Origin of the sequence: Mycolicibacterium pallens, assembly GCF_019456675.1 — a bacterium.
Classification (GTDB): domain Bacteria; phylum Actinomycetota; class Actinomycetes; order Mycobacteriales; family Mycobacteriaceae; genus Mycobacterium; species Mycobacterium crocinum.
Genome location: NZ_CP080333.1, coordinates 774,402 through 794,747 on the forward strand (window position 1 = coordinate 774,402; position 20,346 = coordinate 794,747).

General features: G+C 67.1%; 21 protein-coding genes. 17 read left to right on the plus strand and 4 right to left on the minus strand.

The annotated features are described in order from the left end of the window. Positions 1–9 precede the first annotated feature (9 nt). On the plus strand, positions 10–1,332 hold the full coding sequence (locus K0O64_RS03600; RefSeq protein WP_071947726.1) for a L,D-transpeptidase: 1,323 nt from the start codon (positions 10–12) through the stop codon (positions 1,330–1,332). Here K0O64_RS03600 and K0O64_RS03605 read toward each other — a convergent pair. Further along, positions 1,316–2,065, minus strand: a complete 750-nt coding sequence (locus tag K0O64_RS03605) for an SDR family NAD(P)-dependent oxidoreductase (protein ID WP_220046037.1) — start codon at positions 2,063–2,065, stop codon at positions 1,316–1,318. The genes K0O64_RS03600 and K0O64_RS03605 overlap by 17 nt on opposite strands. Positions 2,066–2,260: 195 nt before the next feature. Between K0O64_RS03605 and K0O64_RS03610 the strand changes: the two genes are divergently transcribed. From K0O64_RS03610 to K0O64_RS03635, 6 genes are all read left to right on the plus strand, one after another. Beyond that, a complete protein-coding gene (locus K0O64_RS03610; protein ID WP_096309872.1) occupies positions 2,261–3,592 on the plus strand; it encodes an ROK family protein in 1,332 nt (443 codons plus the stop codon). A 52-nt stretch (positions 3,593–3,644) separates the two neighbouring features. Continuing rightward, a complete protein-coding gene (mshA, locus tag K0O64_RS03615) occupies positions 3,645–4,940 on the plus strand; it encodes a D-inositol-3-phosphate glycosyltransferase (RefSeq protein ID WP_096312675.1) in 1,296 nt (431 codons plus the stop codon). Next, positions 4,937–5,470 (plus strand): type III secretion system chaperone family protein, encoded by a 534-nt coding sequence (locus K0O64_RS03620; RefSeq protein WP_096309873.1) that lies wholly within the window; start codon positions 4,937–4,939, stop codon positions 5,468–5,470. The genes mshA and K0O64_RS03620 overlap by 4 nt, the downstream gene beginning before the upstream one ends. Positions 5,471–5,494: 24 nt before the next feature. After that, the gene (locus K0O64_RS03625; RefSeq protein ID WP_096309874.1) at positions 5,495–6,241 is read left to right on the plus strand and encodes a phosphoglyceromutase; all 747 of its coding nucleotides are present in this window, start codon (positions 5,495–5,497) and stop codon (positions 6,239–6,241) included. A 134-nt stretch (positions 6,242–6,375) separates the two neighbouring features. Beyond that, a complete protein-coding gene (locus K0O64_RS03630) occupies positions 6,376–7,581 on the plus strand; it encodes a sensor histidine kinase (protein ID WP_096309875.1) in 1,206 nt (401 codons plus the stop codon). Beyond that, a complete protein-coding gene (locus tag K0O64_RS03635) occupies positions 7,578–8,264 on the plus strand; it encodes a winged helix-turn-helix domain-containing protein (protein ID WP_096309876.1) in 687 nt (228 codons plus the stop codon). The genes K0O64_RS03630 and K0O64_RS03635 overlap by 4 nt, the downstream gene beginning before the upstream one ends. Positions 8,265–8,290: 26 nt before the next feature. Here K0O64_RS03635 and K0O64_RS03640 read toward each other — a convergent pair whose 3' ends face one another. Both K0O64_RS03640 and K0O64_RS03645 read right to left on the minus strand, forming a co-directional pair. Beyond that, on the minus strand, positions 8,291–9,406 hold the full coding sequence (locus K0O64_RS03640; protein WP_230986016.1) for a sugar transferase: 1,116 nt from the start codon (positions 9,404–9,406) through the stop codon (positions 8,291–8,293). Between the two features lie 606 nt (positions 9,407–10,012). Beyond that, on the minus strand, positions 10,013–10,789 hold the full coding sequence (locus K0O64_RS03645) for a DUF3109 family protein (protein ID WP_220046038.1): 777 nt from the start codon (positions 10,787–10,789) through the stop codon (positions 10,013–10,015). A 97-nt stretch (positions 10,790–10,886) separates the two neighbouring features. Here K0O64_RS03645 and K0O64_RS03650 point away from each other — a divergent pair, with 97 nt between their 5' ends. The 10 genes from K0O64_RS03650 (at position 10,887) to K0O64_RS03695 (ending at position 19,770) form a co-directional block, all read left to right on the plus strand. Next, positions 10,887–11,903: a Ppx/GppA family phosphatase gene (locus tag K0O64_RS03650; protein ID WP_071947717.1), complete on the plus strand. Its 1,017-nt coding sequence runs from the start codon at positions 10,887–10,889 to the stop codon at positions 11,901–11,903. Continuing rightward, positions 11,900–12,874, plus strand: a complete 975-nt coding sequence (locus K0O64_RS03655; RefSeq protein WP_220046039.1) for an Rv0497 family membrane protein — start codon at positions 11,900–11,902, stop codon at positions 12,872–12,874. The genes K0O64_RS03650 and K0O64_RS03655 overlap by 4 nt, the downstream gene beginning before the upstream one ends. 7 nt (positions 12,875–12,881) lie before the next feature. Continuing rightward, positions 12,882–13,727: a sugar phosphate isomerase/epimerase family protein gene (locus tag K0O64_RS03660; RefSeq protein WP_220046040.1), complete on the plus strand. Its 846-nt coding sequence runs from the start codon at positions 12,882–12,884 to the stop codon at positions 13,725–13,727. A gap of 40 nt (positions 13,728–13,767) precedes the next feature. Then, positions 13,768–14,565, plus strand: coding sequence for a thioesterase family protein (locus tag K0O64_RS03665; RefSeq protein ID WP_220046041.1), 798 nt, complete (start codon positions 13,768–13,770; stop codon positions 14,563–14,565). Between the two features lie 113 nt (positions 14,566–14,678). Continuing rightward, positions 14,679–15,872, plus strand: coding sequence for an integrase core domain-containing protein (locus tag K0O64_RS03670; RefSeq protein WP_071942352.1), 1,194 nt, complete (start codon positions 14,679–14,681; stop codon positions 15,870–15,872). Between the two features lie 176 nt (positions 15,873–16,048). Then, positions 16,049–16,912: a pyrroline-5-carboxylate reductase gene (gene proC / locus K0O64_RS03675; RefSeq protein WP_096309878.1), complete on the plus strand. Its 864-nt coding sequence runs from the start codon at positions 16,049–16,051 to the stop codon at positions 16,910–16,912. 139 nt (positions 16,913–17,051) lie between these two features. Further along, complete coding sequence (locus K0O64_RS03680; RefSeq protein ID WP_036422530.1) at positions 17,052–17,315, plus strand: helix-turn-helix domain-containing protein; 264 nt, start codon at positions 17,052–17,054, stop codon at positions 17,313–17,315. Between the two features lie 116 nt (positions 17,316–17,431). Then, the gene (locus tag K0O64_RS03685) at positions 17,432–17,533 is read left to right on the plus strand and encodes a 30S ribosomal protein bS22 (RefSeq protein WP_003402602.1); all 102 of its coding nucleotides are present in this window, start codon (positions 17,432–17,434) and stop codon (positions 17,531–17,533) included. A gap of 70 nt (positions 17,534–17,603) precedes the next feature. Further along, entirely contained in the window at positions 17,604–18,677 is a 1,074-nt protein-coding gene (locus K0O64_RS03690) for an SDR family oxidoreductase (RefSeq protein WP_220046042.1), read from the plus strand. Between the two features lie 28 nt (positions 18,678–18,705). Then, on the plus strand, positions 18,706–19,770 hold the full coding sequence (locus K0O64_RS03695; protein WP_220046043.1) for a lysophospholipid acyltransferase family protein: 1,065 nt from the start codon (positions 18,706–18,708) through the stop codon (positions 19,768–19,770). A gap of 37 nt (positions 19,771–19,807) precedes the next feature. Here the strand turns inward: K0O64_RS03695 and K0O64_RS03700 are convergent, their stop codons facing one another. Continuing rightward, entirely contained in the window at positions 19,808–20,314 is a 507-nt protein-coding gene (locus K0O64_RS03700; protein WP_071947710.1) for an FAS1-like dehydratase domain-containing protein, read from the minus strand. Between the last annotated feature and the right edge of the window lie 32 nt (positions 20,315–20,346).

The following is a 20,346-nucleotide window of genomic DNA, read 5'->3' on the forward strand; positions in this document are numbered from 1 at the left end:
TGGATTGACGTGAGCCCAACCGACCTGCCGCCGATCAACCGGCGACGCGCCTTGGCAGCGCTGGTCGTCGGCGTGGCCGCGCCCAGCGCGCTGGCGGCCTGCGTGAACGGGCCCGGCAAACAGGCCGCGAAGCAGGCACCCCCGCCCAAGGCCTCGCTGACCTTCACCCCCGCCAACGACGCCAAGGATGTGCTGCCCACGACCCCGGTGAAGTTGGAGGTCAAAGACGGCTGGCTGCAACACGTCGCCCTGACCAACGCCGAGGGCAAGCCGGTCGCCGGTGCGCTCAATCGCGATCGCACCGCGTTCACAGTGACCGAGCCGCTGGGCTACGGCGCGTCCTACACGTGGACCGGCTCGGCGGTCGGGGGCGACGGGCAGGCTCTGCCGATCGCCGCGGCGTTCACCACGATCAACCCCACGAAGCAGGTCAACGGCCAGTTCCAGCTGTCCGACGGGCAGACCGTCGGCGTCGCGGCGCCGATCATCCTGCAGTTCGACGCCGCGATCGACGACGAGCACAAAGCCGACGTCGAGAAGGCACTGACGGTCACCACCGCGCCACCGAACGAGGGCAGTTGGGCGTGGCTGCCCGACGAGGTGGGCGGCTCACGAGTGCACTGGCGGACCAAGGAGTATTACCAGCCCGGCACCAAGGTTCATGTCGATGCCAAGCTCTACGGCGTGAAATTCGGCGACGACTCCTTCGGCGCCTCCGATTCGACGCTGGACTTCGAGATCGGGCGTAGGCAGGTGGTCAAGGCCGACGCGACGTCGCACCGCATCCAGGTGATCACCGACGAGGGCGTCACCATGGATTTCCCGTGCAGCTACGGCGAAGCCGACAAGCCCCGCAACGTGACCCGCAGCGGCATCCACGTCGTCAGCGAGAAGTACGCCGACTTCTACATGACGAACCAGGCCGCCGGCTACAGCAACGTCCATGAGCGCTGGGCGGTTCGGATCTCCAACAACGGCGAGTTCATCCACGCCAACCCGGCAAGTTCTGGCGCACAGGGCAACACCAACGTCACCAACGGCTGCATCAACCTGTCCACCGGTGACGCCGAGCAGTACTTCGGCACCGCCATGTATGGCGACCCGGTCGAGGTGACCGGCACGTCGATCCAGCTGTCCTACGCCGACGGCGACATCTGGGACTGGGCGGTGGACTGGAACGAGTGGAAGTCGATGTCCGCGTTGTCGGATCAGAAGCCCGAGACCAGCATCCCGAGCAGCGCGCCGGCCACTCCAACCGATGCGCCGACCCTGTCCGGCACGCCCACGACGACGACGCCAACGACGTCGCGGTCGGCTACGACCGGCGGTTGAACCGGCTGGCGCTGGCCTGATCGCGGGGCCGGAGCACGATCTGGTCCAGGTTGACGTGCGACGGGCGCGACGCGACGAAGCCGATCACCTCGGCGACGTCGGCGGCCACCAGTGGCGTGATCCCCGAGTAGACCGCGTCGGCGCGCTGTTCATCGCCGCCGAAGCGCACCAGGGAAAACTCCGTCTCCACCGCGCCGGGCGCAATCTCAGTGAGCCGCACCGGTTTTCCGAGTAACTCGCCGCGCAGGGTCCGGTGCAGCGCGCCCTGGGCATGCTTGGCCGCGGTGTACCCGCCGCCGTTGTCGTAGACCTCCAGCGCGGCGATCGAGGTGACCGTGACGATCAGTCCGTCACCGGATTCGACGAGCTTGGGCAACAATGCCCGGGTCACCCGAAGGGTGCCCAGGACGTTGGTCTCCCACATCCACCGCCAGTTGTCGAGGTTCGCCTCGGCGATCGGTTCCAGTCCTTTGGCGCCGCCGGCGTTGTTGACCAGCACATCCACCCGCGGCAACCCGGCGGCCAGGGCGGCCACGGCATCGTCGTCTGTGACGTCGGCCACAACCGCGGTGCCACCGATCTCGTCGGCCAGCCGCTGGATGCGATCTGCCCGCCGCGCTACTGCGAAGACGTGAAAGCCAAGGGAGCCAAGGGCTTTAGCAGTCGCTTCACCGATACCGGAGCTGGCGCCGGTGACTACCGCTACGCGCGAGTGGGCGTCTGGAGTGGTCATCGCTCCAACTCTAGTAACTGTGCTACTTTCTCCCCGTGATCCGTTTCGGTCTGACCAGCTGTCTGGTCGCGCACACCGCGTGTTGTTGTCACGCGATTCGCTGCGCCTGACCCGACGGACTCCTTTCTTCTCGTCCCGCTCACGTCGCCAGGTGTGGCATAGGCCCCCATTGACGACTCGAGAAGGACACCCCCAATGCGCACCGTCGCCCTTTCTTCGCACGATTCGCTCCGTACCTCCGGCAATGACGCGGCCCGCGTCGCCGCCCATGACGCGGGACGTGTCGCCGCCCGCCCGCACCCCCTGCGGACCCGGCACCACATCGTGGCCCCGTCGCTGCGCATCCCCGATGCCGCTGCCGCGTCGGTCTTCGCGGCGGTCCGCCAGCGCGGCGCCATCGGCCGCGATGTAATCGCTCAGGTCACCAACCTGTCGATTGCCACGGTGAACCGGCAGGTCACCGCCCTGCTGGACGCCGGCATCCTGCGTGAACGCGCCGACCTGGCCGTATCGGGCGCCATCGGCCGCCCGCGCGTTCCGGTGGAGGTCAACCACGAGCCGTTCCTGACCCTCGGCATCCACATCGGTGCGCGCACCACGAACATCGTCGCGACCGATCTGCTCGGTCGCACCCTCGACGCGGTCGAGACCCCGACGCCCCGCGGCGGGCAGGCCGCCGCCCTGGCCTCGCTGGCCGGCAGCGCCCGTCGCTACCTGAGCCGCTGGCACCGCCGCCGCCCACTGTGGATCGGCGTCGCGATCGGTGGCGTGGTCGACAGCGGCACCGGCCACGTCGACCACAGCCGGCTGAGCTGGACGCAGGCCCCGGTCGGCCCGGTGTTCGCCGAGGCGCTCGGACTGCCGGTCTCGGTGGCGTCCCACGTGGACGCGATGGCCGGTGCCGAGGTCCTGCTGGGTCTGCGTCGTCCGCCCGCGCCGGCGTCGAGCAGCCTGTACGTCTACGCCCGTGAGACCGTCGGCTTCGCCTTGGTGATCGGTGGGCGGGTGCACAGCCCGATCAGCGGCCCGGGCACCATCGCCGCGCTGCCGGTGGTCTCCGAATTGCTCGGTGGCAGTGGCCAATTGGAGTCGACGGTCAGCGATGAGGCGGTGCTGGCCGCCGCCCGCAAGCTCGGGATCGTGCCCGCCTCGGGCCCCGGCGCCTCGATGGCGACGCTGCTGCGTACCGCCCGTCAGGGCGATACACCCGCCGCGATCGGAGCTCAGGAACTACTGGCCGAGCGGGCCCGTGTGCTCGGCGGTGCGGTGGCGCTGCTGCGCGACATGCTCAACCCCGACGACCTGGTGGTCGGCGGCCAGGCGTTCAGCGAGTACCCCGAGGGCATGCAGCTGGTCGAGGCCGCCTTCGCCGAGCGATCGGTGCTACCGGCCCGCGATATCCGGGTCACCGCGTTCGGGAATCGGGTGCAGGAAGCCGGCGCCGGCATCGTCTCGCTGGGCGGTCTGTACGCCGACCCCATCGGCGCACTGAGGCGGGCCCAGAACCGCCGCGACGCCGCGGTGTAAAGATGGAAGCGTGCGGCACGCCCGGGAACTGACCGACAGTTCGATCGATGGGATGCCGCGTCGCGTCGCGGTGTTGTCCGTGCACACCTCCCCGTTGGCTCAGCCCGGGACCGGTGACGCCGGCGGAATGAACGTCTACGTGCTCCAGACCGCGCTGCACATGGCCCGGCGCGGGGTGGAGGTGGAGATCTTCACCCGGGCGACGTCGTCCTCGGACGAGCCGCTGGTCCGGGTGGCGCCCGGGGTTCTGGTCCGCAACGTGGTGGCCGGGCCGTTCGAGGGACTCGACAAGTACGACCTGCCCACCCAACTGTGTGCGTTCACCGCCGGGGTGCTGCGCGCCGAGGCCACCCATGAGCCGGGCTACTACGACATCGTGCATTCGCACTACTGGCTTTCCGGTCAAGTCGGCTGGCTGGCCCGCGACCGCTGGGCGGTGCCGCTGGTGCACACCGCCCACACGCTCGCCGCGGTCAAGAACGCCGCGCTGGCCGACGGTGACGCACCGGAACCGCCGCTGCGTTCCGTGGGTGAGCAACAGGTGGTGGACGAAGCCGATCGGCTGGTCGTGAACACCGAAGATGAAGCGCAACAACTCATTTCGCTGCACAACGCCGACCCGCGCCGCATCGACGTGGTGTACCCGGGTGTCGACCTGGAGACCTTCACCCCCGGCGACCGGCGCGCCGCACGGGCCGCCCTCGGCGTTGCCGACGGCGAGCGCGTCGTCGCCTTCATCGGGCGTATCCAACCGCTGAAGGCACCCGATGTGCTCTTGCGTGCGGCCGCGCGGCTGCCCGGCGTGCGGGTGCTGATCGCGGGCGGCCCGTCGGGCAGTGGACTGGCGGCGCCCGATGCACTGGTGGGTCTTGCCGCCGAACTGGGTATGGCAGACCGCGTGACGTTCCTCCCACCGCAGTCGCGCGAGCAGCTGGTCAACGTGTACCGGGCCGCCGACCTCGTCGCCGTGCCCAGCTATTCGGAGTCCTTCGGTCTGGTCGCGGTCGAGGCGCAGGCCTGCGGGACGCCGGTGGTGGCCGCCGCGGTCGGCGGGTTGCCGGTGGCGGTGGCCGACGGTGTCAGCGGTGCCCTGGTCGACGGCCACGAGCCCGGTCGGTGGGCCGACGCGATCGACGGGCTGCTGGCCCGCGACCCCGACGAGCTGAGCCGCGCCGCCGTCACACATGCGCAGCGCTTCTCCTGGGCCGGCACCGTCGACGGGTTGCTGGACAGCTACGGCCAGGCGATCACCGACTACGCCAGTGCTCGGCGCAGGCACGCGGCCGGTGACGCGCTGGCCCGCCGCAACGGCCGGCGCTGGACGATGCGGCGAGGAGTGCGGTTATGAGCCCCGCGGACGTCCAACGGGTCATCGAGAACGCCCTGGACGAGCACGGGCTGGTCTACAGCCGCCACGAAGGCGCCCACGGCGGACTGCCGGGAGTGATCGTCGAGCTGCCGGGGGAGCGCAAGCTCAAGACCAACACCCTGCTGAGCATCGGTGAGCATTCGGTGCGCGTCGAAGCGTTCGTCTGCCGCCAGCCCGACGAAAACCACGAGGGCGTCTACCGTTTCCTGCTCAAACGCAACCGTCGGCTGTACGGCGTGGCGTACACGCTGGACAACGTCGGCGACATCTACCTGATCGGGCGGATGGCGCTGGATTCGGTGAACGCCGACGAGCTCGATCGCGTCCTGGGCCAGGTGCTCGAGGCCGTCGACACCGACTTCAACACCCTGCTGGAACTCGGCTTCAAATCGTCCATCCAGAAGGAGTGGGCGTGGCGGGTGTCGCGCGGTGAATCGCTGAAGAACCTGCAAGCATTCGAGCACCTCATCGACGACGATGACGTGGGCGGGAACGGCCGCCCCCACTGATCGCCGCCGTGAGAGGATTCCGGCATGGCTGACTCCACACTGATCCTGTTGCGGCACGGCGAGAGCGAATGGAACGCGCTGAACCTCTTCACCGGCTGGGTGGACGTCGACCTGACGGACAAGGGCCGCGCTGAGGCGGTCCGCGGCGGCAAGTTGATGGCCGAGCAGGGCCTGCTGCCCGACGTGCTGTACACCTCGCTGCTGCGCCGCGCGATCACCACCGCGCACCTGGCGCTCGACGCGGCTGATCGCCTGTGGATCCCGGTGACCCGCAACTGGCGGCTCAACGAGCGGCACTACGGCGCGCTGCAGGGCCTGGACAAGGCCGAAACCAAAGAGAAGTACGGCGAAGAGCAGTTCATGCTGTGGCGGCGCAGCTACGACACGCCGCCGCCGCCGATCGAGCGGGGCAGTAAGTACAGCCAGGACGCCGACCCGCGCTACGCAGACATCGACGGCGGCCCGCTCACCGAGTGCCTGGCCGACGTGGTCGCCCGCTTCGTCCCCTACTTCGAGCAGACCATCGTCCCGGATCTGCAAGCAGGCAAGACCGTACTGATGGTCGCGCATGGCAACTCGCTGCGGGCGCTGGTGAAGTACCTGGACAACATGTCCGACGCCGATGTCGTGGGCCTGAACATCCCCACCGGCATCCCGCTGCGCTACGACCTGGACGCCGATCTGAAGCCGCGGGTGCCCGGCGGCACCTACCTGGACCCGGAGGCCGCCGCCGCCGGCGCTGCCGCCGTGGCCAGCCAGGGCGCCAAGTAAATCGGGTTGATTGCCCTGGATTCGGCAAACGCAGGGTAAACGGCGGCGGAATACATGCGCGCTGAGAGTGTGACGTGTCCCGAATTGGCCGCACGCTGCTGGGATGACGTTCACCGGATGCGTACCCTTTTCCTGTGAGTGTTGGCTCGGTGGCAGTACTGGCCACCGTCGCGGCGCTGGTAGCGCTTGCTTGCGGACTCGGAATCGGGGCCGCGCTCACCCCACGGATCCTGGAGCGCAAGCAGCGCCGCGCGATCACCGAAGCCGGGATCACCGTGTCGCAGATGCTGCAGCACGTCGTGTCACTGGCCCCGATCGGGATGGTGGTCGTCGACTCCCATCGCGACGTCGTGTTCATCAACGACCGCGCCACCGAACTGGGCATCGTGCGTGACCGCCAACTCGACGAGCGGGCCTGGACGGCCGCGCAACGGGTGCTGGCCACCGGCGAGGGCGTCGAGGTTGACCTGTCCCAGCCGCAGCGCGCGGCGGCCGGCCGGTCCGGGCTCTCGGTGCGGGGTCACGTGCGGCTGCTGAGCAAGCAGGACCCTCGCTTCGTCGTCGTCTACGTCGACGACCAATCCGAGCAGGCCCGCATGGAGGCCAGCCGGCGCGACTTCGTGGCCAATGTCAGCCACGAACTCAAGACACCGGTCGCCGCGATGGGCGTGCTGGCCGAAGCGCTGCTGGAGTCGGCCGACGACGCGGAGACCGTGCACCACTTCGGCAAGAAGATTCTCACCGAATCCCAGCGGCTGGCCAACATGGTGCGCGAGCTGATCGAGCTGTCCCGCCTGCAGGGCGCAGAGCCGCTTCCCGACCTGGACGGCGTCGACGTCGATTCCGTTGTCAGCGAAGCCATTTCACGTCACAAGGTAGCGGCCGACAACGCCGATATCACCGTCACCACCGACGCCCCCAGCGGGTTCCGCGTGCTGGGCGATCAATCGTTGTTGGTCACCGCGCTGGCCAACCTCATCTCCAATGCGATCGCCTACTCGCCCAACGGGTCGAAGGTCTCGATCAGCCGCCGACGGCGCGGTGACAACATCGAAATCGCGGTCACCGACCGGGGTATCGGCATCGCCCGCGCCGATCAGGAGCGGGTGTTCGAACGGTTCTTCCGGGTCGACAAGGCACGCTCGCGTGCCACCGGCGGCACCGGCCTGGGGCTGGCCATCGTCAAACACGTGGCCGCCAATCACAACGGCAGCATCCGGCTGTGGAGTCAGCCGGGTACCGGCTCGACGTTCACCCTGTCCATTCCCGCCTACCCACATACCGATGACGACGAACCGGCCGACCAATCGGCCATTGACGAGGAGGCACTACGCCAATGACCAACGTGTTGATCGTGGAAGATGAAGAGTCCCTGGCCGATCCGCTGGCCTTCCTGCTGCGCAAGGAGGGGTTCGAGGCCACCGTGGTCGGCGACGGCCCGTCGGCGCTGGCCGAATTCGACCGATCGGGAGCCGACATCGTGCTGCTCGATCTGATGCTGCCCGGAATGACCGGCACCGACGTGTGTAAGCAGTTGCGGGCCCGTTCCAGCGTTCCGGTGATCATGGTGACCGCGCGTGACAGCGAGATCGACAAGGTCGTCGGCCTGGAGCTCGGCGCCGACGACTACGTGACCAAGCCGTACTCGGCTCGCGAACTGATCGCCCGCATCCGGGCCGTGCTGCGTCGCGGCACCGACACCGAGGACTCCGGCATCGGCGATGCCATCCTGGAGGCCGGCCCGGTGCGGATGGATGTCGAACGACACGTCGTAACCGTTGGTGGCGAGCCGATCACCTTGCCGCTCAAGGAGTTCGACCTGCTCGAGTATCTGATGCGCAACAGTGGACGGGTCCTCACCCGCGGTCAGCTCATCGACCGGGTGTGGGGTGCCGACTATGTGGGCGACACTAAGACCCTCGACGTCCACGTCAAGCGCCTGCGCTCGAAGATCGAAGCGGATCCGGCCAACCCCGTGCATCTGGTCACGGTGCGCGGCCTGGGTTACAAGCTGGAGGGCTGACGCGGGAAGCCGGGCGACGGCGCAACTCAGTAGGCGCCGTCGCCGCTCAGAACGGTCTTGATCGTCTTGGCGATGATCATCAGATCCCGGATGGGTGACCAGTTCTCGATGTAGCTGAGGTCCAGTCGCACCGCGTCCTCAAGGGCCAGATCCGAGCGGCCACTGACCTGCCACAGGCCGGTCAGCCCCGGCTTCACCGTCAGCCGCCTGCGGACCAGATCGTCGTAGGAGTCGACTTCACGGCGCACCTGCGGGCGCGGACCGACCACGCTCATATCGCCACGCAGCACGTTGATGAACTGCGGCAGCTCGTCGATGCTGTACTTGCGAATGATCTTGCCCACCTGCGTGATTCGCGGGTCGTTCTTGTCCTTCCAGAACAGCGGATCACTTCCCTGGGCCGCGATCATCGCGGGCGCTCCCGCGTCGGCGCCGTCGACCATGCTGCGGAACTTCAGCATCTTGAACGTGGTGCCCTTGAGACCGATGCGTTCGGACACGTAGAACACCGGCCCGGGGCTGGACAGGCGCACCGCGAGCGCGGTGAGGAAGAAAACCGGGGCGACGACGATCATCGCGGCGATCGTGAAGACGATATCGAACACTCGCTTGGCCGCCGAGTTGGCCCCGTCGTATTGCTGCTTGGCCACTTCGAACATGGCCATGCCCGCGACGGGCCGGCTGTACAACCGGTCCTCGGCGACGTCGACCAAACCGGGAGCGATCATCAGATCGACGCCCAAAGAGTCGAGCTCCCAGATCAATCGGCGGATCTCGGTAGGGTGCAGATGGTCGGTGGCGGCCAGTGCGACGGTATGGGCATGGGTGCGCCGGACGGCGTCGGCGATCGCCTGGTCGATGCCCACGATCGGGATGTGGAGGCCGTCGACGTCGAGCCCGCTGTCGTGGGCGGTCGGTCCCTCAGGAGTGCAGATTCCGACGACCCGGTAACCGGCGCCGGGGTCTCGTACGAACGTGGCGGCCACCTCGGCGGCGGTCCTCGAGCTGCCCACCACGAGCACGGAGATCTGGTGCTCGGCACGGGCGAGTTCGGCCGCCGCCACCCGCCGCCAGTACATGCGGCCCGCGAGAAGTCCGAGCAGCCCGGCCGGGAAGACGATCGCCAGGTACGTCCGTGACACATCAACGTGCAGCAGCAGGGCGCGATCGCGATCAGGCCGAACAGCTGCAGCGTGGCGAGCACGACGCTCATGTACTCGCCGACGTCCCGGCCGACGATGCGGCGTGTCCGGTAGCCATTGAGCCCCAGCGCAGTCATCCAGAGCGCAGCCAGTGCGGCCGAGCCGACGGAGTAGGTCAGTAGCGCGGCCGGCTGGTGGGCGAACAGGACGACCGTCGCGACGGCCAGGGCGAGGCAAATAATTGCGGCATCGCTCAAGATCAACCGCTTGGAGTGCCGGAAATGCCGGGTCTCGCGCCGGGACTCCCGAGTCTCCTGCCAGAGCGGGGGGATGCTGTTCTCGTCAAATAACGCAGAGGTGGAGTTTTGGCGAAGATTTTTGTCGCAGCTGCTACTCACTGAGATCCGGTTATCGGACTGTTCAGCCAACACAGCGAAATCTGCCCTCGTAGTCACCGAACTGCTATTGACTGCACCGTAACTCTGGTTAGGGCAGAGCGCAACCACTGCGGCAGATGAGTCCGTCACAATTCTTATGCAGAGTGGTGCAGATTTAGCAAACTAGCGATGTGGCAGAGGCCGAGCGCGAGCTAGGGCCGTCGCCGCGTTACTGCGCGGCGCGGGTGGCCGGGTGAATGGCGATCAGCGGGAAACCCGCCCGCCGCCGGCACATCGCCGCCAATTCCGAGTACGCCTTCTCGCCGAGCAGCTCGGTGAGTTCTGGGGCGTAGGACTGCCACACCTGCTTGGCCCCGACGTGGGCGGCGGGATCGCCGGTGCAGTACCAGTGCAGATCGGCACCGCCCTCCCCCCAGCCGCGGCGGTCGTATTCGGTGATCGTGGATTTCAGGATCTCCGAACCGTCCGGCCGGGTGACCCATTCCTGGACGCGCCGGATGGGCAGCTGCCAACACACCTCGGGCTTCATCGTCAGCGGCTCGACCCCGAGCTTGAGGGCCTTGGTGTGCAGGGCGCAGCCGATGCCGGTCGGGAAGCCAGGCCGGTTGAGGAAAATGCAGGCGCCCTTGTACTTGCGGGTCCTCAGACTGGGTTTGTCGTCGAACTCGTCCATCTCGAGGTAGCCCTTGCGGCCCAGCCCCTTGTCCCGGAACTGCCAATCCTCGTCGGTCAACTGCTTGACGGCGTCGTCGAGATTGGCGCGGTCGTCGTCGTCGGACAGGAACGCCCCGTGTGAACAGCACCCGTCGTCCGGACGGCCGGCGACCGTGCCCTTGCAGGCCGGCGTGCCGAACACGCATGTCCAATTGGACAGCAGCCAAGTCAAATCCGCGGCAATCAGATGCTCTGGATTGTCCGGGTCGTAGAACTCCACCCACTCGCGGGGGAAGTCGAGGTCAACCTCGCCAGGGTGCGCATGCGTCACAGCGCCCAACCGTAGTGCAAGTGCCCGTCACCTTCGCGGTGGGCATTTGCCCCATGTCGCCGGTGCCGCGCAGGTGTCGCAGGCTAGTTTTGTTCACGTGCGATTAGGCGTGCTCGACGTGGGCAGCAACACTGTTCATCTGCTGGTGGTCGATGCCCACCGCGGCGGGCATCCGACTCCGATGAGCTCCACCAAGGCCGCCCTGCGGCTTGCCGAAGCAATCGATGACTCCGGCAAGCTGACCCGCCGCGGTGCGGACAAGCTGATCGACACCATCGACGAATTCGCCAAGATCGCGACGAGCTCCGGCTGCGCCGACTTGATGGCATTCGCCACCTCGGCCGTGCGGGACGCCAAGAACTCCGAGGACGTCCTGGCGCGCGTGCTCGCCGAAACCGGAGTGAACCTGCAGGTGTTATCCGGTTCGAATGAGTCCCGGCTGACCTTCCTGGCGGTGCGCCGCTGGTACGGCTGGAGCGCGGGCCGGATCATCAACCTCGACATCGGCGGCGGCTCACTGGAGCTGTCCAACGGTGTGGACGAGGCGCCCGAGGTGGCGCTGTCGCTGCCGCTGGGTGCCGGGCGGCTCACCCGCGAATGGCTTCCCGACGACCCGCCGGGCCGGCGCCGGGTCGCGATGCTGCGCGACTGGCTGGACAACGAGCTGGCCGAGGCCAGTGCCTTCGTCCTGGAGGCCGGCGTGCCCGACCTCGCGGTGGCGACGTCGAAGACCTTTCGATCGCTCGCGCGGCTGACCGGCGCCGCCCCATCGGGTGCCGGGCCTAGGGTCAAGCGAACGCTGACCGCCAACGGCCTGAGGCAACTCATATCTTTCATCTCTAGGATGACCACGACAGATCGTGCCGAGTTGGAGGGAGTCAGTGCCGAGCGGGCGCCACAGATCGTGGCCGGTGCTCTGGTGGCGGAGGCAAGCATGCGAGCACTGTCATTGGAATCCGTAGACATATGTCCGTGGGCGCTGCGCGAGGGTCTCATCCTGCGCCGACTCGATAGTGAAGCTGACGGAACTGCCCTGGTGGAGACCGCCGTGGGGGATGCTGGAAGCAAGAATTTTGATCGGTCGACTGCCGCCCGATCGAGAGGCACACGATGACAGCACCAGATGACAGCGAGAACAGCCGGCCGATTTCGGTGGCCGAGCTGCTCGCCAAGAATGGAACGATCGGCTCACCGCCGGTCGGGGGGCGTCGCCGCCGTCGACGGGGCAACAGCGACGCGGTGACTGTCGCCGAATTGACCGGCGAGATCCCGATCATCCGCACCGGAGAGATCCCGGTCGTCCGTGACGTCGAGGTCGCGGAGGAACCGGTGGCCGACGAGCCGCCTGCCGCGCCGCCGGAGCCCCCCGCCGCCACCAACGGCTCGGCCGCCGCGACGGAGGTGATCGAGGACGAGCAGGAGGAAGCCCAGGAGGACGAGACTCCTGCGCGGCCGTTCGACGGACCGCCCCCGCGCTCGGACAGCCCGATTCCGCGTCGTGAGGTGAGCCCGGAACGCAGCTATGACCCACGTCCGCTGCGCCGACCTGAGCCCAAGTCCGACGCCGACGACGTGGATTCCGACGCCGAGCAGATGGCCTTCGACCCGGTCGACGAATCGGCGCCCGTACTGGATCTGGGCCCCGATGAGCAGGTCGACGAAGCCGCCGAGCTGCAGTCCTACCTGCGGTCCTCCGGTGGCACGCTGTTCAGCGGCCAGACCGTGGCCGACGACCTCGCCCGCCGCGGCGTGGCAGTCGACGAGCACGACGACGCCGTGGCCACCGACACCGAAGCCGAGGACTATCCGCGCGAAGGCAAGCTCACCGCGCTCTGGCGCGGCCTGCTGGTGGCGGGTCAGTCGATCCTGGCTGTCTTGTTCGGCGCCGGGTTGTTCATCGCGTTCGACCAGCTGTGGCGGTGGAACAACATCGTCGCGCTCGTGCTCTCGGTGTTGGTCATCCTCGGTCTGGTGGTGGCCGTCCGAATCGTCCGCAAGACCGAGGACATCGCCAGCACGCTGATCGCCGTGGCGGTCGGCGCGCTGGTGACGCTCGGACCGCTGGCGCTGCTGCAATCGACCTGATTCGTCAGTGCGCCCAGCCATCAAGGTCGGTCTCTCGACGGCCTCGGTCTATCCGTTGAGGACCGAGGCGGCTTTCGAGTACGCCGCCGAATTGGGTTACGACGGAGTCGAACTCATGGTGTGGGCGGAGACCGTCAGCCAGGATATCGGCGCCATCGCCAAACTGTCCCGGCGCTACAACATGCCGGTGCTGTCGGTGCACGCACCGTGCCTGCTGATCTCGCAGCGGGTGTGGGGCGCCAATCCGATTCCGAAGCTGACCCGCAGCGTGCAGGCCGCCGAACGGCTCGGCGCGCAGACCGTCGTGGTGCATCCGCCGTTTCGGTGGCAGCGCCGCTACGCCGACGGGTTCAGCGAGCAGGTGGCCGAGTTGGAAAGCCGCAGTGACGTTCTGGTCGCGGTGGAGAACATGTTCCCGTTCCGGGCCGACCGATTCTTCGGCTCCGGCGATCCGTCCATCGAGCGGATGCGTAAGCGCGGCGGCCGCCCCGGCGTTGGTATTTCAGCGTTCGCACCGTCCTACGATCCGCTGGACGGCAACCACGCGCACTACACGCTGGACCTGTCGCACACCGCGACCGCAGGCACCGATGCCCTGGAGATGGCCGGGCGGATGGGCGACGGCCTGGTGCACCTGCACCTGTGCGACGGCAACGGCGCCTCGACCGACGAACACCTGGTGCCCGGACGGGGAACGCAGCCGACGGTCGAGGTGTGCCAGATGCTGGCTGCAAGCGACTTCACCAGGCATGTGATCCTGGAGGTCACCACCTCGGGTGCGCGCACCAAGGCCGAGCGTGAGGCGCTACTGGTCGAGTCACTGCAATTCGCGCGCACCCATCTGCTGCGGTGACTGCCGCAGCGCGCGAAAGTGTTGTGTGAGAGAGGCATTGATGTACCCCCGGTTCGCCGACGCGATGACGTTGACCCCTGTCGAGGATGGCTTTGAGGCAAACCTCAACGAGCACTGGACAATTGGGCCGAAGATCCACGGCGGTGTGATGCTGGCGCTGTGCGCCAACGCCGCTCGCGCGGCCTACGGGCAGGAGGGCTTCGAGCCGGTGGCGGTGTCGGCGGACTTCCTGTCCGCCCCCGATCCGGGTTCGGTGCGGCTGATCACCACCGTGCAGAAGCGGGGCCGCCGGATCGGTCTGGTCGACGTCGCCCTGACCCAGGGCGAGCGCACCTGCGTGCGGACCGTCGTCACCCTCGGCGATCCCGAGCACCACGTCGAGCCCCTGCTGTCGGCCAATCCGGTGACGCCACTGATGAGCGTCGAACCGCCTGCCCACATCGAGCCGATCGGACCCGGTCATCCCGCGGCGGCGATCAACAACCTGGCCCGCGGCTGCGACATCCGTCCCGACCTCGACGAGACCCGCACCGAATCCGGCGCACCGGTCTACAAGATCTGGGTGCGCCCCAACGACGGTCCGGTCGACGTGCTGTTCGCCCTGATGTGCGGCGACATCTCGGTGCCCGCCTGCTACGCGGTGGGCCGCCGCGGCTGGGCGCCGACGGTCCAGATGACGGCCTATCTGCGCGGTATGCCCGACGACGGCTGGCTGCGGGTGGCCTGCACGACGGCCCAGATCGGCCAGGACTGGTTCGACGAGGACCACACCGTCGTCGACAGCGCCGGGCGCATCATCGTGCAGACCCGCCAGCTGGCCTTGGTGCCCGCCCAATAACTTCGGCGCGCAAACCGGCGCTGTGCGCACTGTTCTGTTCGGGGACATCGCTGACAGTTGTATGTCTCGGGACATCGCTGACACCTGGGTAGTGGCTGGGACCAGCATGGTTCATGGCCCAGAAGGTGACGGCGATGGACATTCGCATGGCTGCAGCATTGGCCGGGCAGATCGAGAACGTGGCGCAGTTTTGCCGCGATAGCGGTATCAGTAGGCAGACGTTCTACAAGTACCGCCGACGATTCCGCGAGGACGGTATCGCGGGGCTGCAGGAGCTCTCGCGGCGTCCGTTGAGGTGTCCGGGTCAGACTCCGGTCGAGATCGAGGAACTGATCGTGTTGCGGCGCAAGCAGTTGATTGAGCAGGGCCTCGATCACGGCGCCCAGTCGATCGTGTGGTCGCTGCAGCGCGACGGTGCCGCGGTGCCGTCGGTATCGACGGTGTGGCAGGTCCTGACCCGCCGCGGGGCGATCACCCCGCAGCCGCAGAAACGTCCGAAGTCGGCGACCAAGCGGTTCGTCTTTGATCGGCCCAACGAGTGCTGGCAGTCCGATTGGACCGGTTGGGCGCTGGCCGATGGCGCTGCGGTGGGTATCGCGGGCAGTCTCGATGATCACTCCCGCTACATGGTGGGGTTGCGTGCCTGCGCTGGTGATGCCGACGCCGCGCTGGTCTGGGAGGTGATCCTGGCCGGCATCGACGAATGCGGGATTCCGTCGATGTCGTTGTCAGACAACGGACTTGTCTACACCGGACGGTTCCGCGCCTATGAATCGGCGTTTGAGACCAACCTGCGGGCACTGGGCGTGCGGACCATCAATTCGGCGCCATTTCACCCGCAGACCTGCGGCAAGATCGAACGGTCCTGGAAGACGTTGAAGAAATGGCTCACCGCCCGCGACCCCGCCGCCACCCTCGACGAGCTCAACGCCCTGCTCGAGCAGTTCCGCAGCTTCTACAACCACCAGCGGCCCCACCGCGCCCACCGAGGCGCCACCCCCGCCGAAGTATTCCACGCCACCGCCAAGGCCCGGCCCGCTGACCGACCGGTACCGGCCCCAGTTATGGTCAGCCGCCACACGGTTGGCGAAACCTCGGGATACATCTTCGTCGCGCCCTACAAAGTCAACGTCGGACTGCGCTGGGCCGGCCACGACTGCGACGTCATCCGCGACGGCGAGCACATCACCATCCTCAGCGGCACGGCCCTGGTCCGATCCTTCACCGCCGACCCCACTCGCAACTACCAGCGCAGCGACAAAACCACCCGGACCTACCGCACCCGCGAACCCAAACCGACATCATGAATGTCAGCGATGTTCCGAGACATAAGTGTCAGCGATGTCCCGAGACACCACATGGCGCTGTGCGCACGAAAGCGCGCCGAAATCGCGTAAGCGTGTCGGCCCGACTCAGGTCCAATTCGTCGGCCTCCTCCTCGTGCCGCGGGCGGCACGCATCGGTCGGCCGATAGGGTCTGCCCATGGCCAGAATCGCGATCATCGGCGGCGGCAGCATGGGCGAGGCGATCCTTGCGGGGCTGCTTCGGGCGGGCAGGCAAGTCAAGGACCTCGTGGTCTCCGAGCGGATGCCCGAGCGCGCCCAATACCTGGGTGAGAAGTACTCGGTTCAGCTCGCCTCGGTGTCCGAGGCGGTGGAGACCGCCGCCTTCGTGATCGTCGCGGTCAAGCCGGGTGATGCCGAGAGTGTTGTCGCGGAGATCGCCGAGGCCGCCGCCCAGGCCGAGAGCGACACCGTCGAGCAGGTTTTCGTGACCGTCGCCGCCGGCGTGACGATCGGCTTCTACGAATCGCGGCTGCCCGCCGGTTCGCCGGTGGTCCGGGTGATGCCCAATACGCCGGCGCTGGTCGGTGCCGGCGTGAGCGCCATGGCCGCGGGGCGGTTCGCCACCGCTGAGCAGCTCGCTGACGTCGCGGCGGTGTTCCGGTGCGTCGGTGACGTGTTGACCGTCCCGGAGAGCCAGCTGGACGCCGTCACGGCGGTCTCCGGATCGGGGCCCGCGTACTTCTTCCTGTTCGTCGAAGCACTCGTCGACGCGGCGGTCGCCAACGGGCTCGGCAGGGCGGTCGCGACCGACCTCGCCGTGCAGACCATGGCCGGATCCGCGGCAATGCTGCTCGAACGACTGGACAGCCTGCGCGCGGCTGGCGAAGACGTCGGCCTCGATACCTCTCCGGCGCGGCTACGGGCGATGGTCACCTCCCCGGGCGGTACCACTGCCGCTGGCCTGCGGGAACTCGAAGACGGCGGATTGCGGTCGGCCATCGCGGCCGCCGTCGACGCCGCAAAAACCCGCTCTGAGCAGCTAGGAATTACATCAGAGTAGTTCAAGAAATTTCTGATGGATTGACCCACACCCGTCGCAGTAACCCCATCCGCCACGCTATTCTCCTCGTGTATGCACGGCTGGGTGCCAGCGGTGGGGAAGCCGCTGGAACTGCCCGTGCCTGACGGATTGGGTTGCGATGACGTCTATGAACGGGCCATCGGCGCGGGATTCGGCTGGAAAATCGGCGCGTGATGCCGGCGGCGCCGACAGCCCGCCCGCCGCTCGGGCTCAATTTCTCACCGTCGCCGAAGTCGCTGCGCTGATGCGTGTCAGCAAGATGACGGTCTACCGCCTGGTGCACAACGGCGAGCTGCCCGCGGTGCGCGTGGGCCGGTCGTTCCGGGTACATGCCAAGGCCGTCCACGACCTGTTGGAGACGTCGTACTTCGACGCCGGGTAACCAGCCCGTCGGCAACCGGTCGTTTTCCGTTCCGCATGCCTGCTTAGGTAAGGTGTCCGGGACACAAGAAGCCTGCTCTGGTGCAGGCACTGCGAGGATTTAGGTAGCGGATTTTCATGGGTTCAGTCATCAAGAAGCGGCGTAAGCGCATGTCGAAGAAGAAGCACCGCAAGCTGCTGCGTCGTACCCGGGTCCAGCGCAGAAAACTCGGTAAGTAGTCGTCGCACCCGGCCGGCTCGGCCCTCGTCGAGCCGTGCCGGCGCTGGGCTGGGCCGATAGGCTGTTCTGATGTCTTCCGGCGGTATCGACAACGAAACCCCGCATTACCCGAAGGTCGTGCTGGTCACCGGTGCCTGCCGGTTCCTGGGCGGATACCTCACCGCGCGCCTGGCGCAGAACCCGTTGATCAACAAGGTCATCGCGGTGGACGCCGTCGCACCTAGCAAGGATTTGCTGCGCCGGATGGGCCGCGCCGAGTTCGTGCGCGCCGACATCCGAAATCCGTTCATCGCCAAGGTGATTCGCAACGGCGAAGTCGACACGGTGGTGCACGCCGCCGCGGCGTCCTACGCCCCGCGCTCGGGTGGCCGCGCGACGTTGAAGGAAATCAACGTCATGGGCGCGATGCAGTTGTTCGCGGCCTGTCAGAAGGCGCCGTCGGTGCGACGGGTGATCCTCAAGTCGACCTCCGAGGTCTACGGCTCCCATCCGCACGATCCGGTGGCCTTCACCGAGGACAGCAGCAGCCGCCGTCCACCCGCCGAGGGCTTCGCCCGCGACAGCATCGACATCGAGGGCTACGCGCGCGGACTGGGCCGGCGCAGGCCCGACATCGCCGTCACGATCCTGCGCCTGGCCAACATGATCGGCCCCGGCATGGACACCGCGCTCTCGCGGTATCTGGCCGGCCCGCTGGTGACCACCATGCTCGGCCATGATGCGCGGCTGCAGCTGCTGCACGAGCAGGATGCGCTCGGGGCGCTGGAGCGGGCCACGATGGCGGGCAAATCGGGCACCTTCAACATCGGCGCCGACGGCGTGATCATGATGTCGCAAGCAATCCGGCGTTCCGGGCGCGTTGCGATTCCATTGCCGAATTCCGCGGTTTGGGCACTGTATTCGTTGCGACGGGCGGGCCGGACTTCCGACCTCAACCGTGACCAGATGGACTGGTTAAATTACAGCCGCGTCATGGACACCACCAGAATGCGCTCCGAGTTGGGGTTTACGCCGAAATGGACGACGATGGAGGCCTTCGACGACTACGTGCGCGGCCGAGGATTGACCCCGATCATTGATCCGAAATGGGTACGATCTGTGGAGAGTCGCGCGGTCGCCGTTGCGCAGCGATGGGGCGGCTAACAGGTCGATGGCGGGGAAGAGGTAACCGGTGGCGGGTGAATCAAAAGCCAAAGTGATTCCGCTGCACTCGAATACGAGTCGTGTGGCGGCCGCCCGGCGTGCCGCGCAGCGTGCCGAAGCCGCGCGCCGACATCCCTCCCTGCTGTCCGACCCCGGTACCCGCGCCTCGGCGGAGGAGATCGCCGCCGTCGTCCGAGAAATCGACGCGCGCCGCGGTGCCAGTGGGATCGGCCGTTCCGAGGACGCGCCTAATGAACTGGCACAACGTATTTCGGCGGTCGCCGATTACGTCACCAAGCGATTTTCCGGCGATTATTCGGTCGATGAATTCGGGTTCGACCCGATGTTCAACAACGCCATCGTATTGCCTTTGCTGCGCGTGCTTTTCCAGAATTGGTTCCGGGTCGAGGTCAGCGGCATCGAGAATCTGCCGAAGAAGGGCGCCGGCCTGATCGTCGCCAATCATGCGGGCACGTTGCCGTTCGACGGGCTGATGTTGTCGGTGGCCGTGCACGACCATCACCCGTTGAACCGGGACGCCCGGTTGCTGGCCGCCGACAAGGTCTTCGATATGCCGATGCTCGGACCGATCGCGCGCAAGGCCGGACACACGATGGCCTGCACCACCGACGCCCATCGCCTGCTTGCCGGTGGCGAACTGACGGCCGTTTTCCCCGAGGGATACAAGGGCTTGGGCAAGCCCTTCCGGGACCGCTACAAGCTGCAGCGCTTCGGCCGCGGCGGGTTTGTTTCCGCGGCGCTGCGGACCAAGGCGCCGATCATTCCGTGCTCGATCGTCGGATCCGAAGAGATCTATCCGATGATCGCCGACGTCAAGCTGCTGGCGCGGATTCTGGGCCTGCCGTACTTCCCGATCACGCCGCTGTTCCCGCTCGCCGGCCCGGCCGGGCTGATCCCGCTTCCGTCGAAGTGGCACATCGCATTCGGCAAGCCGATCGAGACCGCGAGCTACGACGAGGCTGCGGCCGATGACCCGATGATCACCTTCGATCTGACCGACCAGGTCCGCGAGACCATCCAGCAGACGCTGTATCAGTTGCTGACCAAGCGTCGCAACATGTTCCTGGGCTGACCCGCCCTGGTCTGCGCACAGCGCTGGTGGATCAGCGCTAGCTTTGCCTGCCCATCGCCGCGGCGGCGATGGCCGCGACCTGAGCGTTGGTTTCCTCGTCGCCGCCGGCTTCGCCGATCATTGTCACGACGGTGGTCATCACCGGTTTGCCTTCTTCGTCGGTGACTTCACTGCGCAATTCACTGATGACGGTGCCGTGCGATTCGACAACCGAATCCAGCCAGGAATCGAAGAACAATTTGTCGCCCGCCACGATCCGGCGGTGAAATTGGATCTTCTGATCGCGGTGAATGACGCGGGCGATATTGATGCCGACATCGAAGTTGCGGAAGATGTCGAGCTGCACCTGGCGTCCCGGGATCGCGATGAACGTCAGCGGCGCCACCACATCGGGGTAGCCCGCGGCCTTGGCCGCTTCCTCGCTGAAGTGCAGCGGATCGTCGGACTGGATCGCCTTGGCGTACTCGCGGATTTTCTCCCGGCCGACCAGGTAATAGTCCGGATAGCGATAGTGGGTTCCAATGATGTCGCTGGCGATTGACACCCGGGGAGCCTATCAGCGGCCTATGCAGCGGC